Here is a 14,013-nt window from a genome sequence, read left to right on the forward strand (position 1 = left end):
TTTTTTATTTTGTTAATTTTAAATATGCACTTTAACGCTTTAGCAAACTAAAGGAGATTTTATTTATGAATGCAGTTATTATCGCAGTCTTGGTCATGCTCGTATTGAGTTTGTTACGTATCAACGTTGTTTTTGCTTTATTGATCGGCGCGCTTGCAGGTGGACTAAGTGGTGGATTATCATTTGCAGACACCATTACATCGTTTACAGGCGGTTTAGGAGAAGGGGCAACAATCGCTTTGAGTTATGCGATGCTCGGTGGATTTGCAGTAGCTATATCACGTACAGGAATTCCGGAGCTATTAGTTTCAGGAATGCTTAAGTTAATGAACAAAGATGGCAAAGCAACGCGGCAAAATTTAGTCAAGGCACTTATCGTCCTTGCTTTGTTAGCGATGGCTGTTTTCTCGCAAAACTTAATTCCAATTCATATTGCGTTTATTCCGTTATTGGTGCCTCCGATTTTGCACATTTTAAATGAATTACGAATTGATCGTCGTTTGATCGCGGCAGTCTTAACGTTTGGACTTACAGCGCCTTATATATTACTACCTTATGGCTTTGGGTTAATTTTTCATGAGATTGTTTATAAGCAAATGAAACTAGCAGGATTGGCGATTGAAATGGCAGATATTACGAAAGCGATGACCATACCAGTAGTAGGTTTACTAGTAGGCTTGATCGTTGCGGTATTTATTTCTTACCGTAAGCCACGTGACTATCACACGGTAACTACTTCTATAGAAGGAACTGTGCAAAAGAAAGCTTCGACAAAAGATGTAGTGGTAACAATCCTAGCGTTGATCGCTGCATTATACGCACAAGTGGAAACAGACTCGATGATCATTGGCGCACTTGCAGGGATTTTAGTGCTGTACGTCTTTGGTGCAATGAAGTGGCGTGAAGCAGACGAGGTGCTGACTGAAGGAATGCGTATGATGGCGTTTATTGGTTTTGTAATGATTACCGCTAACGGTTTTGCAGCAGTCATACAAGCGACAGGAGCCATTGATCCGTTAGTTGCGAGTGTATCGGATCTGTTTGCTGGCAATAAAGGAATTGCGGCTTTCGCAATGCTTGTTGTAGGGTTGTTTGTGACGATGGGCATTGGTTCATCGTTCGCAACGATTCCAATCATCGCAGCAATCTTTGTACCATTGAGTTTAGAGTTTGGTTTCTCGACAATGGCGATCATCGCATTGATCGGAACAGCAGGCGCACTCGGTGACGCTGGCTCACCGGCATCTGACTCGACTTTGGGACCAACTGCTGGGCTAAACGTTGACGGACAGCACAACCACATCTGGGATACGTGTGTACCGACGTTCATGCACTACAATATTCCACTGGTTCTTTTTGGTTGGATTGCAGCAATGACTCTAGGATAGGCTCTAAATGTTCGGACTATTTCCATCTGACTTGATGTTCTGAAATATCCTGTTATAATAATAAAAGCGAATTAAAAAGAATTTCGTGAAACCACTTGCGGAATTCTTTTTTCTTCTGTATAATATCTAATGTTGGTCTTTTGACTGCGATGAAGCGAGAGGTTACCGATACACCCGGCCGCTTTGCCATGGCGAGTGATTGGAAAATTTTCGTGGAGAATGTCTATAAAAAATAGGCGAAAAGGAGGGAAAATAATGGCAAAACAAAAAATTCGTATCCGTTTAAAAGCATATGATCACAGAATTCTAGATCAGTCTGCTGAGAAAATTGTTGAAACTGCAAAACGTTCAGGTGCAAGTGTATCGGGACCGATACCGTTGCCAACTGAAAGATCAGTTTACACAATCTTGCGTGCTGTTCATAAATACAAAGATGCTCGTGAGCAATTTGAAATGCGTACACACAAACGTCTAATCGATATCGTTAACCCAACACCACAAACTGTTGATGCGTTAATGAAACTTGATTTACCATCAGGCGTTGACATTGAAATTAAACTTTAATCGGCAACGAAATAGAAAAACACAAATAACCACAGGAGGTGTGACAACATGACCAAAGGAATCTTAGGTAGAAAAATCGGTATGACGCAAGTTTTTGCTGAGAACGGTGATTTAATCCCTGTAACTGTTATTGAAGCTGCTCCAAACGTAGTACTTCAAAAGAAAACAGTTGAGGTTGACGGCTACGAAGCAATCCAATTAGGTTTTGAAGACAAGCGCGATAAGCTTTCGAACAAACCTTCTAAAGGACACGTAGCAAAAGCTAACACTGCTCCTAAGCGCTTCATTCGCGAACTTCGCAATGTAAACTTAGCTGATTACGAGATTGGTCAAGAAGTCAAAGTAGATGTATTCGCAGAAGGCGATGTAGTAGATGTCACAGGAACAACAAAAGGTAAAGGTTTCCAAGGTGTTATTAAACGCCACGGACAATCTCGCGGACCAATGACACACGGTTCACGTTACCACCGTCGTCCTGGGTCAATGGGTCCGGTTGCTCCTAACCGCGTATTCAAACAAAAGAAATTACCTGGTCAAATGGGTGGGACAACAATTACGATTCAAAACCTTTCAATCGTGAAAGTGGATCTTGAGCGTAACTTGCTACTTGTTAAAGGGAATGTTCCTGGTTCTCGTAAAGCGTTGATCCGTGTTAAATCGGCAACTAAAGCGAAATAATATATTTTTAGAGAAAGGAGGAAACAAGAATGACTAAAGTAGCTTTATTAAATCAAACAGGTTCACAAGTGGGCGACATCGAATTGAACGACTATATTTTCGGTATCGAGCCAAACGAATCAGTGTTATTCGACGCAGTAGTGTCTCAACGCGCTTCACTTCGTCAAGGTAACCATAAAGTAAAAAATCGTTCTGAAGTTGCTGGTGGTGGTAAAAAGCCATGGCGTCAAAAAGGAACTGGACGTGCTCGTCAAGGGTCGATCCGTTCACCACAATGGCGCGGAGGCGGTATCGTATTCGGACCAACTCCACGTAGCTATAGCTACAAACTTCCTAAGAAAGTCCGTCGTTTAGCTCTACGTTCTGCACTTTCATCTGCAGTAGTTGGAGAAAACTTGATGGTACTTGAAGGATTGACATTTGATGCACCAAAAACAAAATCTTTCAACCAGTTGATTGCTGATCTTTCAATTGGCAAAAAAGCATTGTTTGTAACTGCTGATCTGGACGAGAATGTTTCAAAATCTGCACGTAACCTTGCGGGTATGACCGTAATTACAGCAGAAGGTATTAACGTATTAGACTTGCTTGGACATGACAAAATTGTTATGACTAAAGCAGCGATTGAGAAAATTGAGGAGGTGCTTAGTTAATGGAAGCACGTGATGTAATAAAACGTCCGGTCATTACTGAGCAGTCATCTGAAGTAATGGCAGAGAAAAAGTACACTTTTGATGTGGACACTCGCGCAAATAAAACACAAGTTAAACATGCGATTCAAGAAATCTTTGACGTGAAGGTTGAGAAAGTCAACATCATGAACTACAAAGGTAAATTCAAGCGTATGGGCAAACACGCAGGATATACAAACAAACGCCGTAAAGCGATTGTTAAATTGACTGCTGAGTCTAAAGACATCGAGCTATTTGAAATTTAATATCCATAAGTTCGTAAAGGACTATTAAAGAAGGAGGGAAACAACGTGGGGATAAGAAAATACAAACCTACCACTAACGGTCGTCGTAACATGACGAGTTCAGATTTCGCTGAAATCACAACGAACAAGCCTGAAAAATCGCTTTTACAACCTGTAAAACGAAAAGGCGGCCGTAATAACCAAGGTAAAATAACTGTACGCCATCACGGTGGTGGACATAAACGTCAATACCGTGTGATCGATTTCAAACGAAACAAAGACGGCATTCCAGGTCGTGTTGCTACAATCGAGTACGATCCAAACCGTTCTGCAAACATCGCATTGATTCATTATGCTGATGGTGAAAAACGTTACATCTTAGCTCCTAAAGGAGTAGAAGTTGGAACTCAAATCATCTCAGGAGTAGATGCAGATATTAAAGCAGGTAACGCTTTGCCGTTGTCAAACATCCCAATGGGTTCTACAATCCATAATATTGAAATGAAGCCAGGTGGCGGCGGACAACTAGTTCGTTCTGCAGGAACTTCAGCTCAAGTGTTGGGTAAAGAAGGAAAATACGTAACAGTTCGTTTGCAATCAGGCGAAGTTCGCATGATTCTTGCTACTTGTCGTGCAACTATTGGCGCTGTAGGAAATGAGCAGCACGAATTGATTAACATTGGTAAAGCAGGTCGTAATCGCTGGTTAGGCAAACGCTCAACTGTTCGTGGATCTGTAATGAACCCTAACGATCACCCACACGGTGGTGGTGAAGGACGTACGCCAATCGGACGTAAATCACCAATGTCTCCTTGGGGTAAACCAACTCTTGGTTACAAGACACGTAAGAAAACGAACAAGTCAGATAAATTTATCGTGCGTCGTCGTAAAAAATAATTTGATTCCGCTACGGTTCACCAAAAGAACCGTGGTGCAATCACGAAGGGAGGATCCCACATGGGCCGCAGCTTGAAAAAAGGACCTTTTGTTGATGATCATCTTATGAAAAAAGTTGAAGCGCAAAAGGATTCTGAGAAAAAACAAGTGATCAAAACTTGGTCTCGCCGTTCTACAATATTCCCGACATTCATCGGACAAACAATCGCAGTATATGACGGACGTAAGCACATCCCTGTATATGTGACTGAAGACATGGTTGGCCATAAACTAGGCGAATTCGCTCCAACGCGTAAATACGCTAGTCATGGTGCAGACGATAAGAAAACAAGACGTTAATTGAGAGGAGGATTTCCCTATGCAAGCAAAAGCTGTCGCTAGAACAGTACGTATTGCTCCTCGTAAAGTCCGTTTAGTAGTAGATTTAATCCGAGGCAAGCAAATTGGCGAAGCTGTTGCGATTTTGAACCACACTCCAAAAGCAGCATCTGTTGTTGTTGAGAAGTTATTGAAATCTGCAGCTGCTAACGCTGAACACAACTACGAAATGGACCTGAATGACTTAGTCATCAGCGAAGTATTCGTTGACGAAGGACCAACACTTAAACGTTTCCGTCCACGTGCAATGGGACGCGCAAGCGCAATTAATAAACGCACAAGCCACATCACACTAGTGGTATCTGACCAGAAGGAGGGATAATTCGTGGGACAAAAAATACATCCAATTGGGATGCGTATCGGAATCATTCGTGATTGGGAATCTAAATGGTACGCTGAGAAAGATTATGCTACGCTTCTTCACGAAGATATTAAAATCCGTGAATATGTTGAAGCACGTTTGAAAGAAGCTTCAGTTTCTAAAATTGAAATTGAGCGCGCTGCAAACCGTGTTAACGTAACTATTCATACTGCGAAACCAGGTATGGTAATTGGTAAAGGTGGATCTGAAGTAGAAGTGCTTCGCAACCAACTAAACTCTATGACTGGCAAGCGTGTACACATCAACATTATTGAAATTAAACGAGCTGACCTTGATGCAAGATTAGTAGCTGAAAGTGTTGCACGTCAATTGGAAAACCGAGTGTCTTTCCGTCGTGCACAAAAACAAGCGATCCAACGCACTATGCGTTCTGGCGCTAAAGGAATCAAAACTCAAGTATCTGGACGTCTAGGCGGCGCTGACATTGCGCGTGCTGAACACTACAGTGAAGGTACTGTTCCGCTCCATACGCTCCGCGCTGATATCGATTATGCGCATGCTGAAGCAGACACAACTTATGGTAAGCTTGGCGTAAAAGTATGGATCTACCGCGGTGAAGTCCTTCCAACTAAGAAGAAATCTGAGGAAGGAGGCAAATAATATGTTAATGCCTAAACGCGTTAAATATCGTAGAGAGCACCGTGGCAAAATGCGCGGAGAAGCTAAAGGCGGTAAAGAAATCGCATTCGGCGAATTTGGTCTCCAAGCACTAGAATCATCTTGGATCACTAACCGTCAAATCGAAGCAGCACGTATTTCCATGACTCGTTACATGAAACGTGGCGGTAAAGTCTGGATTAAAATTTTCCCGCATAAACCATATACGAAAAAGCCTCTTGAGGTTCGTATGGGATCTGGTAAAGGTTCACCTGAAGGCTGGGTAGCCGTTGTCAAAACTGGTAAAATCATGTTCGAACTTGGTGGAGTAACTGAAGAAGTGGCACGCGAAGCATTACGCCTTGCATCTCACAAACTTCCAATCAAGACGAAGTTCGTAAAACGCGAAGAAATTGGTGGTGAATCGAATGAAAGCTAATGAAATCCGTGACCTAACCACTGCTGAGATCGAACAAAAAGTGAAATCACTGAAAGAAGAGCTTTTCAACCTTCGCTTCCAATTGGCTACTGGTCAATTAGAAAATACTGCTCGCATCCGCGAAGTACGTAAAGCGATTGCCCGTATGAAAACTGTGATTCACGAAAGAGTACTCAGTGGCAATAACTGATAAATCGAGAGGAGGTTTGCAAGTATGACTGAGCGTAACCAACGCAAAGTATACACAGGCCGTGTTGTGTCTGACAAAATGGACAAAACCGTTACAGTAATGGTTGAAACTCAAAAGAAGCACGCATTCTATGGCAAACGTGTTAAATACTCTAAAAAATATAAAGCTCATGATGAGCTAAACGAAGTGAAAATGGGCGACGTAGTTCGCATCATGGAAACTCGTCCGCTATCAGCTACAAAACGTTTCCGCGTATTGGAAGTTGTAAAAAAAGCAGATATCATTTAATTTAAATAATTTCGGAACGTAAGAAATTCCGAAGGGAGGTTATCTAAGTGATCCAACAGGAAAGTCGTTTAAAAGTTGCAGACAACTCGGGTGCTCGTGAAGTACTAACGATTAAAGTGCTTGGTGGTTCTGGTCGTAAGACTGCAAACATCGGAGACGTAATCGTTTGTACCGTGAAAAAAGCAACACCAGGTGGCGTTGTTAAGAAAGGTGAAGTCGTTAAGGCTGTCATCGTTCGCACGAAAAGCGGAGCTCGCCGTAAAGACGGTACTTATATCAAATTTGATGAAAACGCATGTGTCATTATCCGTGACGACAAAGGTCCACGCGGAACTCGTATTTTCGGACCTGTTGCCCGCGAACTTCGCGATAACAGCTTCATGAAAATCGTATCACTTGCTCCTGAAGTTCTTTAATAAATCAATGTGCCATACCAAGGAGGTGCGACAGAATGCATGTTAAAAAAGGCGATACAGTGAAGGTAATCTCAGGCAAAGACAAAGGCAAAACAGGTGTTGTTTTGACTGCTTTACCTAAGAAAGACCGCGTGCTTGTTGAAGGTGTAAACATCATCAAAAAGCATACAAAACCGAACCAGGCAAATCCACAAGGTGGAATTGTCAGCCAAGAAGCAGCAGTTCACGTTTCTAACGTAATGTTACTTGACCCTAAATCCGGCGAGCCGACTCGTGTAGGTTATAAGGTTGAAGATGGTAAAAAAGTTCGTGTTGCAAAAAAATCCGGCGAAAAATTAGATAAATAAAATTCCTGAATGAAGGGAGGTACACACATGAACCGCCTAAAAGAAAAATATGTCAATGAAATCACTCCTGCTCTAGTGAGCAAGTTTGAATATAAATCGGTAATGCAGGCACCTGCAGTAAATAAAATCGTCATCAACATGGGTGTAGGCGAGGCTGTTCAAAACACTAAGTCACTTGACTCTGCTGTTGAAGAATTACAAACAATTACAGGTCAAAGACCAGTAATTACAAAAGCTAAAAAATCGATAGCTGGCTTCCGTCTTCGTGAAGGTATGCCTATCGGATGTAAAGTTACACTACGCGGAGAGCGTATGTATGACTTCTTGGATAAATTAATTGCTATCTCTCTTCCACGTGTACGTGACTTCCGTGGTGTTTCGAACAAATCGTTCGACGGACGCGGTAACTACACACTTGGTGTGAAAGAACAATTGATCTTCCCTGAAATCGATTATGATAAAGTTACAAAAGTACGCGGTATGGACATCGTGATTGTAACAACTGCGAACTCTGATGAAGAAGCTCGTGAGTTATTAACACAATTCGGAATGCCGTTCCAAAAGTAAACGTGAGGGAGGCGTAAACGTGGCTAAAAAATCTATGATCGCAAAACAAAAACGCACGCCAAAGTTTAAAGTACAAGAGTACACACGCTGTGAAAGATGCGGACGTCCGCATTCAGTATTACGCAAATTTAAACTTTGCCGTATTTGTTTCCGTGAACTTGCATATGTGGGACAAATTCCTGGCGTCAAAAAAGCCAGCTGGTAATCCCCTAATTTGGGAAGGAGGTAAAAGTAATGACAATGACAGATCCTATTGCAGATATGCTGACACGCATTCGTAATGCGAACATGGTTCGTCACGAAAAATTAGAGCTTCCGGCTTCTAATGTGAAAAAAGACATCGCTGAAATCCTTAAGCGTGAAGGTTTCGTTCGTGACGTAGAATATGTTGAAGATGATAAGCAAGGCATGATCCGGATTTTCCTTAAATACGGAGCTAACAACGAACGCGTTATTACTGGATTGAAACGTATTTCAAAACCAGGATTACGTGTATATGCTAAAACTAATGAGGTGCCTCGTGTACTAAACGGTCTTGGAATCGCTTTAGTCTCAACATCACAAGGTTTAGTAACTGATAAAGAAGCCCGCGCGAAACAAATCGGCGGAGAAATCATAGCATACGTTTGGTAATAAGCAACAAACGAATGGAGGTGCAAAAGAATGTCACGTGTAGGTAAAAAACCAATCGAGGTTCCTGCAGACGTTACGATTACTCTTGGAGACAAGAATGCCGTAACTGTTAAAGGACCTAAAGGCGAGTTAACTCGCGAATTCCACAAAGATATTACAATCGCTCATGAAGATAACGTGCTTACATTAACACGTCCTTCAGATTCTAAAGAGCACCGTACAAACCACGGTACAACTCGTGCTTTGCTTGCAAACATGGTTACTGGAGTTTCTACAGGGTTCGAACGTACACTTGAACTAGTAGGTGTAGGTTACCGTGCTCAATTGCAAGGCGAAAAATTGGTTCTTAACGTAGGCTACTCTCACCCGGTTGAATTTGTACCGGAAAATGGAGTAACTGTTGAAGTTCCAGCAAACACTAAAGTTATTGTTAAAGGCATTGATAAAGAACGTGTTGGAGCTCTTGCTTCGAACATTCGCCAAGTACGTCCGCCAGAGCCATATAAAGGCAAAGGTATTCGTTACGCAGGAGAAATTGTTCGTCGTAAAGAAGGTAAAACAGGTAAATAATACTGCTTAGGCAGGCTGAAAGGAGTGACCTCAGTGATTACGAAACTCGATAAAAACGCATCTCGTAAAAAACGTCATGCACGCGTACGTTCTAAAATTACGGGTACAGCACAACGTCCGCGTTTGAACGTATTCCGTTCTAATAAATACATCTACGCTCAATTGATCGACGACATGAATGGCGTTACACTTGCAAGTGCATCATCTATGGAGAAAGATTTTTCTGTAGAATCTACTAGCAACGTGGAAGCTGCAACTAAAGTCGGCGAAACAATCGCAAAACGCGCTACTGAAAATGGCTTAAAATCGGTTGTTTTCGACCGCGGTGGTTATTTATATCATGGACGTGTAAAAGCATTAGCAGAAGCTGCACGTGAAAATGGTTTACAATTTTAAAAGAAGGAGGGACACATTTCATGCGTCGTATTGATCCAAACAAACTTGAACTTGAAGAACGCGTAGTTACGATTAACCGCGTAGCGAAAGTTGTAAAAGGTGGACGTCGTTTCCGTTTCTCCGCATTAGTTGTTGTAGGCGACAAAAATGGTAATGTTGGTTTTGGTACTGGTAAAGCACAAGAAGTACCAGATGCTATCCGCAAAGCTATTGAAGATGCGAAGAAGAACCTAATTGAAGTACCAATGGTTAAGGGTACAACTCCACACTTAGTAATCGGTCGTTTTGGTGCAGGCCAAATTCTTATCAAACCTGCTTCTCCAGGTACTGGTGTAATTGCCGGCGGACCTGTTCGTGCGGTACTTGAATTAGCTGGAGTACAAGATATTTTATCTAAATCTCTAGGTTCAAGCACACCAATCAACATGGTGCGTGCAACTATTAACGGTTTAACTCAATTGAAAAGTGCTGAAGAAGTTGCAAAACTTCGTGGCAAATCAATAGAAGAACTGTTAGGATAGGAGGGAAAATCACATGGCAACTAAATTGGAAATTACCCTCACAAAATCAGTGATCGGTTCTAAACCGACACAACGTAAAACTGTTCAGTCATTAGGATTGCGCAAAATGCATCAAACTGTTGAGCACCAAGATAATGCAGCCGTTCGCGGAATGCTCGTTAAAGTCGCTCACTTAGTAACGATTAAAGAAGTTTAATTACGGATTTCTATAGAAGGAGGTGCCAACCAAATGAAACTTCATGAATTAAAACCGGCAGAAGGTTCACGCAGCTCGCGAAAGCGTATCGGACGCGGTATCGGTTCAGGTACTGGTAAAACAGCAGGTAAAGGTCACAAAGGCCAAAACGCACGTTCAGGCGGCGGTGTTCGTCCTGGATTTGAGGGTGGTCAAAACCCATTATTCCGTCGTTTACCAAAACGTGGATTTACCAACATTAACCGTAAAGACTATGCAGTGGTAAACATTGATGTGTTAAATCGTTTCGACGAAGGCACAGAAGTAACACCTGCATTGTTGATTGAAACAGGTGTTGTGAGCAACGAACGTTCTGGAATTAAAATTCTCGGCAATGGTAGCTTAGAAAAGAAATTGACAGTAAAAGCTCATAAATTCTCTGGATCAGCTAAAAAAGCGATTGAAGCTGCTGGCGGACAAACCGAGGTGGTTTAATGTTTCAGACAATCTCTAATTTTATGCGCGTGACTGATATTCGAAATAAAATATTCTTTACATTGCTGATGCTCATCATTTTCCGTATTGGAACTTTTGTTCCAGTACCGAATGTTGACGCTTCGGTTTTGCAAGCTACTGACCAGATGGGTCTGGTTGGATTCTTAAATACTTTCGGTGGAGGTGCCCTTGCTAACTTTTCGATTTTAGCGATGGGAATTATGCCTTACATTACAGCGTCAATCATCGTGCAATTATTGCAGATGGACGTTGTACCGAAATTTGCAGAGTGGGCGAAACAAGGCGAAGTCGGAAGACGGAAGCTTGCTCAATTCACTCGCTACTTCACAATCGTTCTTGCCTTTATTCAAGCAATCGGTATGTCTTATGGATTTAACCAAATGTACGGCGGTTCTTTAATCCAGAATGACACGATTTCAACTTATGTTGTCATCGCTATTGTCTTGACTGCTGGTACGGCGTTTCTACTGTGGCTTGGTGAGCAGATTACGGCAAAAGGTGTGGGGAACGGTATTTCGATTATCATCTTCGCAGGGATTGTCGCTGCAGTGCCAGGCGCTGTAAATCAACTATATGCACAGCAGATTCAAGGAGCTGGAGATCAGCTTCCAATCAATCTTGCCATTATGGCATTGCTTGCATTAGCTGTTGTTGCTATTACCGTATTGGTTATTTATGTTCAACAAGCGTTGCGTAAAATACCAATTCAGTATGCGAAGCGAGTTGCTGGCCGCGGCCAAACAACGAGCGGGCAACAAACGCATTTACCTTTGAAAGTGAACGCGGCCGGAGTTATCCCGGTAATCTTTGCAGTAGCGTTCATTATAACGCCACAAACCATTGCTTCTTTCTTTGGAGCCAACGCGTTTACAGAAGCGATACAGAATACGTTTGACTATACTCGTCCTGTCGGCATGATTATTTATGTCGCTTTGATCATAGCGTTTACGTACTTCTACGCATTTATTCAGGTTAATCCTGAGAACGTGTCGGATAATTTGAAAAAGCAAGGTGCATATATTCCGGGAATCCGTCCGGGTAAAAATACACAGGATTATTTAACAAGTGTGTTATATCGATTGACATTCGTTGGTTCTATTTTCCTTGCAGTGATTGCTATTATGCCAATTTTCTTTATCAATATTGCTAATTTACCGCAATCGGCTCAAATTGGTGGTACTAGTCTTTTAATTGTTGTAGGTGTAGCACTAGAGACGATGAAACAATTGGAATCTCAACTTGTTAAACGTCATTATAAAGGCTTTATGAAATAATCAGTGGGATGCAAAGGGACGTGAAAACGTCTCTTATCCAATTGTTTGAGGGGGAAAACGTATGAATATCGTATTAATGGGTCTACCGGGTGCCGGAAAAGGTACTCAAGCAGACGAAATTGTTAAGAAGTACGACATCCCTCATATTTCTACAGGTGATATGTTTCGCGCTGCTATCAAAGGTGGAACGGAACTGGGCTTGAAAGCTAAATCATTCATGGATGAAGGTGCATTAGTACCTGATGAAGTGACAATCGGCATTGTCCGAGAACGACTAAGCGATAAGGACACTGAGGGAGGCTTCTTATTAGATGGCTTTCCACGGACTGTTCCTCAAGCAGAAGCGTTAGAATCTCTTTTGGCCGATCTTGATAAGCGAATCGAGCATGTCGTAAATATTCAAGTCGAAAAAGACGAATTGATTGCACGTTTAACAGGCAGATGGATCTGTAAAGTTTGTGGAACTGCTTACCATACTGTGTTTAACCCACCGGCTAAAGCTGGCGTGTGCGACAAAGATGGTGGAGAACTCTATCAACGTGAAGACGATAAGCCTGGTACCGTCACAAAGCGTCTAGAAGTTAATATGCAACAAACACAGCCGCTTCTTGATTTCTATGAAAGCAAAAACGTGCTGAAAAATATAAATGGACAGCAGGATATCAAAAAAGTATTTGCTGACATTGATGCTCTTCTAAAGGGCGACCGAGGATAATCCCCGGCGCCGGGCGCAGTTAGTTGCCTCCATGTGGCTTTAAGGAGCACCGGAGATATGAATTTTCGAGAGCTGCAAAAGCAAACAAGGCTCAGTATATGAAGGTTGATACAAATGCACTTTAGTGCAATTACGCATCAAAGCTAGTATAATGAGTTGCGTGGAAGCATCTGTGTAACGGGTTTGGAACTCATCCAAGGCAGTCCGGGCAGTCGAGGATACATGAGACAGACTGGCTTTGCTGGATTAACGCCGACCCGCTAATCTGCGGAGCTCGGATAATGTCTTTCGAATGTCACTCATGCATTTTTCGTGAATGAATGTACTACTACTATTCAATCAGCAAATACTGTTTGAAGATGAGATCCTGATTTGTATACAGAAGGGAGACTGGGTCGATGGCGAAAGACGATGTAATTGAAATCGAAGGAACTGTCGTTGAGACTTTGCCTAACGCGATGTTTAAAGTAGAATTGGAAAACGGTCACACGATTCTCGCGCACGTATCTGGCAAGATTCGTATGCATTTTATCCGCATTCTGCCAGGAGATAAAGTGACAGTAGAACTTTCTCCTTATGATTTAACACGCGGTCGTATCACATACCGTTTTAAATAATCTTTTGCACTCCGGACTACTAAGGAGGTTGGGTTAGATGAAAGTGAGACCATCTGTAAAACCGATCTGTGAAAAATGTAAAGTTATTCGCAGAAACGGTAAAGTAATGGTAATCTGTGAAAATCCGAAACACAAACAAAGACAAGGCTAATATGAAGGAGGTGCATCGCACACATGGCACGTATTGCTGGTGTTGACATTCCGCGCGACAAACGCGTTGTTATTTCATTAACATATATTTTCGGTGTTGGTAAAACAACTGCACAGAAAGTTCTTTCTGCTGCTAGTATCTCTGAAGATACACGAGTTCGTGATCTTACAGAAGACGAGTTGAACAATATCCGTGAGCAATTAGATCAATACAAAATCGAAGGTGACCTTCGCCGTGAAGTTTCAATGAACATCAAACGCTTGATGGAAATTGCTAGCTTCCGAGGAATTCGCCATCGTCGTGGACTACCTGTTCGCGGTCAAAATACGAAGAACAATGCGCGTACGCGTAAAGGTCCTCGTAAAACTGTAGCTAACAAGAAAAAATAATCAGTAAAG

Annotated in this window: 27 protein-coding genes; all 27 read left to right on the forward strand. The window is 42.1% G+C overall.

Annotated features, from left to right (window positions below; all coding sequences use genetic code 11):
- Positions 1 to 65 precede the first annotated feature (65 nt).
- The 27 genes from I858_RS00620 (at position 66) to rpsM (ending at position 14,004) form a co-directional block, all read left to right on the forward strand.
- Positions 66 to 1,388, forward strand: a complete 1,323-nt coding sequence (locus I858_RS00620; RefSeq protein WP_049694546.1) for a Na+/H+ antiporter family protein — start codon at positions 66 to 68, stop codon at positions 1,386 to 1,388.
- Positions 1,389 to 1,643: 255 nt separating this feature from the next.
- Complete coding sequence (rpsJ, locus tag I858_RS00625) at positions 1,644 to 1,952, forward strand: 30S ribosomal protein S10 (protein WP_006828927.1); 309 nt, start codon at positions 1,644 to 1,646, stop codon at positions 1,950 to 1,952.
- Between the two features lie 48 nt (positions 1,953 to 2,000).
- On the forward strand, positions 2,001 to 2,630 hold the full coding sequence (rplC, locus tag I858_RS00630) for a 50S ribosomal protein L3 (protein WP_049694547.1): 630 nt from the start codon (positions 2,001 to 2,003) through the stop codon (positions 2,628 to 2,630).
- 29 nt (positions 2,631 to 2,659) lie between these two features.
- A complete protein-coding gene (gene rplD, locus I858_RS00635; protein ID WP_049694548.1) occupies positions 2,660 to 3,283 on the forward strand; it encodes a 50S ribosomal protein L4 in 624 nt (207 codons plus the stop codon).
- Positions 3,283 to 3,567, forward strand: coding sequence for a 50S ribosomal protein L23 (gene rplW, locus I858_RS00640; RefSeq protein ID WP_049694549.1), 285 nt, complete (start codon positions 3,283 to 3,285; stop codon positions 3,565 to 3,567). The genes rplD and rplW overlap by 1 nt, the downstream gene beginning before the upstream one ends.
- Positions 3,568 to 3,612: 45 nt before the next feature.
- The gene (rplB, locus tag I858_RS00645; protein WP_049694550.1) at positions 3,613 to 4,443 is read left to right on the forward strand and encodes a 50S ribosomal protein L2; all 831 of its coding nucleotides are present in this window, start codon (positions 3,613 to 3,615) and stop codon (positions 4,441 to 4,443) included.
- A 60-nt stretch (positions 4,444 to 4,503) separates the two neighbouring features.
- A complete protein-coding gene (rpsS, locus tag I858_RS00650) occupies positions 4,504 to 4,782 on the forward strand; it encodes a 30S ribosomal protein S19 (RefSeq protein WP_006828932.1) in 279 nt (92 codons plus the stop codon).
- A gap of 19 nt (positions 4,783 to 4,801) precedes the next feature.
- A complete protein-coding gene (gene rplV, locus I858_RS00655) occupies positions 4,802 to 5,143 on the forward strand; it encodes a 50S ribosomal protein L22 (protein WP_008432509.1) in 342 nt (113 codons plus the stop codon).
- A 3-nt stretch (positions 5,144 to 5,146) separates the two neighbouring features.
- Positions 5,147 to 5,803 (forward strand): 30S ribosomal protein S3, encoded by a 657-nt coding sequence (gene rpsC / locus I858_RS00660; RefSeq protein ID WP_049694551.1) that lies wholly within the window; start codon positions 5,147 to 5,149, stop codon positions 5,801 to 5,803.
- A gap of 1 nt (position 5,804) precedes the next feature.
- On the forward strand, positions 5,805 to 6,239 hold the full coding sequence (rplP, locus tag I858_RS00665; RefSeq protein WP_006828935.1) for a 50S ribosomal protein L16: 435 nt from the start codon (positions 5,805 to 5,807) through the stop codon (positions 6,237 to 6,239).
- Positions 6,229 to 6,429 (forward strand): 50S ribosomal protein L29, encoded by a 201-nt coding sequence (gene rpmC, locus I858_RS00670; protein WP_006828936.1) that lies wholly within the window; start codon positions 6,229 to 6,231, stop codon positions 6,427 to 6,429. The genes rplP and rpmC overlap by 11 nt, the downstream gene beginning before the upstream one ends.
- 24 nt (positions 6,430 to 6,453) lie before the next feature.
- Complete coding sequence (gene rpsQ, locus I858_RS00675) at positions 6,454 to 6,717, forward strand: 30S ribosomal protein S17 (RefSeq protein WP_049694552.1); 264 nt, start codon at positions 6,454 to 6,456, stop codon at positions 6,715 to 6,717.
- 47 nt (positions 6,718 to 6,764) lie between these two features.
- Positions 6,765 to 7,133, forward strand: coding sequence for a 50S ribosomal protein L14 (gene rplN, locus I858_RS00680; RefSeq protein WP_006828938.1), 369 nt, complete (start codon positions 6,765 to 6,767; stop codon positions 7,131 to 7,133).
- A 35-nt stretch (positions 7,134 to 7,168) separates the two neighbouring features.
- A complete protein-coding gene (gene rplX / locus I858_RS00685; protein WP_049694553.1) occupies positions 7,169 to 7,480 on the forward strand; it encodes a 50S ribosomal protein L24 in 312 nt (103 codons plus the stop codon).
- Positions 7,481 to 7,507: 27 nt separating this feature from the next.
- Entirely contained in the window at positions 7,508 to 8,047 is a 540-nt protein-coding gene (rplE, locus tag I858_RS00690; RefSeq protein ID WP_049694554.1) for a 50S ribosomal protein L5, read from the forward strand.
- A gap of 19 nt (positions 8,048 to 8,066) precedes the next feature.
- Positions 8,067 to 8,252 carry a 30S ribosomal protein S14 gene (rpsN, locus tag I858_RS00695; RefSeq protein WP_006828941.1) on the forward strand — a complete coding sequence of 62 codons (186 nt, stop codon included), beginning with the start codon at positions 8,067 to 8,069 and terminating at the stop codon, positions 8,250 to 8,252.
- A 29-nt stretch (positions 8,253 to 8,281) separates the two neighbouring features.
- Positions 8,282 to 8,680: a 30S ribosomal protein S8 gene (rpsH, locus tag I858_RS00700; RefSeq protein ID WP_006828942.1), complete on the forward strand. Its 399-nt coding sequence runs from the start codon at positions 8,282 to 8,284 to the stop codon at positions 8,678 to 8,680.
- A gap of 30 nt (positions 8,681 to 8,710) precedes the next feature.
- Positions 8,711 to 9,250 (forward strand): 50S ribosomal protein L6, encoded by a 540-nt coding sequence (gene rplF / locus I858_RS00705; RefSeq protein WP_049694555.1) that lies wholly within the window; start codon positions 8,711 to 8,713, stop codon positions 9,248 to 9,250.
- Between the two features lie 33 nt (positions 9,251 to 9,283).
- Positions 9,284 to 9,646, forward strand: coding sequence for a 50S ribosomal protein L18 (gene rplR / locus I858_RS00710; protein WP_049694556.1), 363 nt, complete (start codon positions 9,284 to 9,286; stop codon positions 9,644 to 9,646).
- Between the two features lie 20 nt (positions 9,647 to 9,666).
- Positions 9,667 to 10,167, forward strand: coding sequence for a 30S ribosomal protein S5 (rpsE, locus tag I858_RS00715; RefSeq protein ID WP_049694557.1), 501 nt, complete (start codon positions 9,667 to 9,669; stop codon positions 10,165 to 10,167).
- 13 nt (positions 10,168 to 10,180) lie between these two features.
- On the forward strand, positions 10,181 to 10,363 hold the full coding sequence (gene rpmD, locus I858_RS00720) for a 50S ribosomal protein L30 (protein WP_049694558.1): 183 nt from the start codon (positions 10,181 to 10,183) through the stop codon (positions 10,361 to 10,363).
- A 33-nt stretch (positions 10,364 to 10,396) separates the two neighbouring features.
- Positions 10,397 to 10,837: a 50S ribosomal protein L15 gene (gene rplO, locus I858_RS00725; protein WP_049694559.1), complete on the forward strand. Its 441-nt coding sequence runs from the start codon at positions 10,397 to 10,399 to the stop codon at positions 10,835 to 10,837.
- Positions 10,837 to 12,132, forward strand: a complete 1,296-nt coding sequence (gene secY, locus I858_RS00730) for a preprotein translocase subunit SecY (protein ID WP_049694560.1) — start codon at positions 10,837 to 10,839, stop codon at positions 12,130 to 12,132. The genes rplO and secY overlap by 1 nt, the downstream gene beginning before the upstream one ends.
- 61 nt (positions 12,133 to 12,193) lie before the next feature.
- Positions 12,194 to 12,847, forward strand: a complete 654-nt coding sequence (locus I858_RS00735) for an adenylate kinase (RefSeq protein ID WP_049694561.1) — start codon at positions 12,194 to 12,196, stop codon at positions 12,845 to 12,847.
- A gap of 398 nt (positions 12,848 to 13,245) precedes the next feature.
- Positions 13,246 to 13,464, forward strand: a complete 219-nt coding sequence (infA, locus tag I858_RS00740; RefSeq protein ID WP_006828950.1) for a translation initiation factor IF-1 — start codon at positions 13,246 to 13,248, stop codon at positions 13,462 to 13,464.
- A gap of 37 nt (positions 13,465 to 13,501) precedes the next feature.
- Complete coding sequence (gene rpmJ, locus I858_RS00745) at positions 13,502 to 13,615, forward strand: 50S ribosomal protein L36 (protein WP_006828951.1); 114 nt, start codon at positions 13,502 to 13,504, stop codon at positions 13,613 to 13,615.
- A gap of 23 nt (positions 13,616 to 13,638) precedes the next feature.
- Positions 13,639 to 14,004, forward strand: a complete 366-nt coding sequence (gene rpsM, locus I858_RS00750) for a 30S ribosomal protein S13 (protein WP_049694562.1) — start codon at positions 13,639 to 13,641, stop codon at positions 14,002 to 14,004.
- The last annotated feature ends 9 nt before the right edge of the window (positions 14,005 to 14,013 follow it).

Origin of the sequence: Planococcus versutus (genome assembly GCF_001186155.3) — a bacterium.
Taxonomy (GTDB): domain Bacteria; phylum Bacillota; class Bacilli; order Bacillales_A; family Planococcaceae; genus Planococcus; species Planococcus versutus.

Bases quoted from the DNA above. Each gene is read 5' to 3' on its own strand.
- rplP (WP_006828935.1), top strand. From the start codon at position 5,805: ATGTTAATGCCTAAACGCGTTAAATATCGTAGAGAGCACCGTGGCAAA.
- rpmJ (WP_006828951.1), top strand. From the start codon at position 13,502: ATGAAAGTGAGACCATCTGTAAAACCGATCTGTGAAAAATGTAAAGTT.
- rpsJ (WP_006828927.1), top strand. From the start codon at position 1,644: ATGGCAAAACAAAAAATTCGTATCCGTTTAAAAGCATATGATCACAGA.
- rpsM (WP_049694562.1), top strand. From the start codon at position 13,639: ATGGCACGTATTGCTGGTGTTGACATTCCGCGCGACAAACGCGTTGTT.
- I858_RS00735 (WP_049694561.1), top strand. From the start codon at position 12,194: ATGAATATCGTATTAATGGGTCTACCGGGTGCCGGAAAAGGTACTCAA.
- rpsE (WP_049694557.1), top strand. From the start codon at position 9,667: ATGCGTCGTATTGATCCAAACAAACTTGAACTTGAAGAACGCGTAGTT.
- rpsS (WP_006828932.1), top strand. From the start codon at position 4,504: ATGGGCCGCAGCTTGAAAAAAGGACCTTTTGTTGATGATCATCTTATG.
- rplW (WP_049694549.1), top strand. From the start codon at position 3,283: ATGGAAGCACGTGATGTAATAAAACGTCCGGTCATTACTGAGCAGTCA.
- secY (WP_049694560.1), top strand. From the start codon at position 10,837: ATGTTTCAGACAATCTCTAATTTTATGCGCGTGACTGATATTCGAAAT.
- rplV (WP_008432509.1), top strand. From the start codon at position 4,802: ATGCAAGCAAAAGCTGTCGCTAGAACAGTACGTATTGCTCCTCGTAAA.
- rpmD (WP_049694558.1), top strand. From the start codon at position 10,181: ATGGCAACTAAATTGGAAATTACCCTCACAAAATCAGTGATCGGTTCT.
- rplX (WP_049694553.1), top strand. From the start codon at position 7,169: ATGCATGTTAAAAAAGGCGATACAGTGAAGGTAATCTCAGGCAAAGAC.
- rpsQ (WP_049694552.1), top strand. From the start codon at position 6,454: ATGACTGAGCGTAACCAACGCAAAGTATACACAGGCCGTGTTGTGTCT.
- infA (WP_006828950.1), top strand. From the start codon at position 13,246: ATGGCGAAAGACGATGTAATTGAAATCGAAGGAACTGTCGTTGAGACT.
- I858_RS00620 (WP_049694546.1), top strand. From the start codon at position 66: ATGAATGCAGTTATTATCGCAGTCTTGGTCATGCTCGTATTGAGTTTG.
- rpsH (WP_006828942.1), top strand. From the start codon at position 8,282: ATGACAATGACAGATCCTATTGCAGATATGCTGACACGCATTCGTAAT.
- rplF (WP_049694555.1), top strand. From the start codon at position 8,711: ATGTCACGTGTAGGTAAAAAACCAATCGAGGTTCCTGCAGACGTTACG.
- rplE (WP_049694554.1), top strand. From the start codon at position 7,508: ATGAACCGCCTAAAAGAAAAATATGTCAATGAAATCACTCCTGCTCTA.
- rplC (WP_049694547.1), top strand. From the start codon at position 2,001: ATGACCAAAGGAATCTTAGGTAGAAAAATCGGTATGACGCAAGTTTTT.
- rplD (WP_049694548.1), top strand. From the start codon at position 2,660: ATGACTAAAGTAGCTTTATTAAATCAAACAGGTTCACAAGTGGGCGAC.
- rplO (WP_049694559.1), top strand. From the start codon at position 10,397: ATGAAACTTCATGAATTAAAACCGGCAGAAGGTTCACGCAGCTCGCGA.
- rpmC (WP_006828936.1), top strand. From the start codon at position 6,229: ATGAAAGCTAATGAAATCCGTGACCTAACCACTGCTGAGATCGAACAA.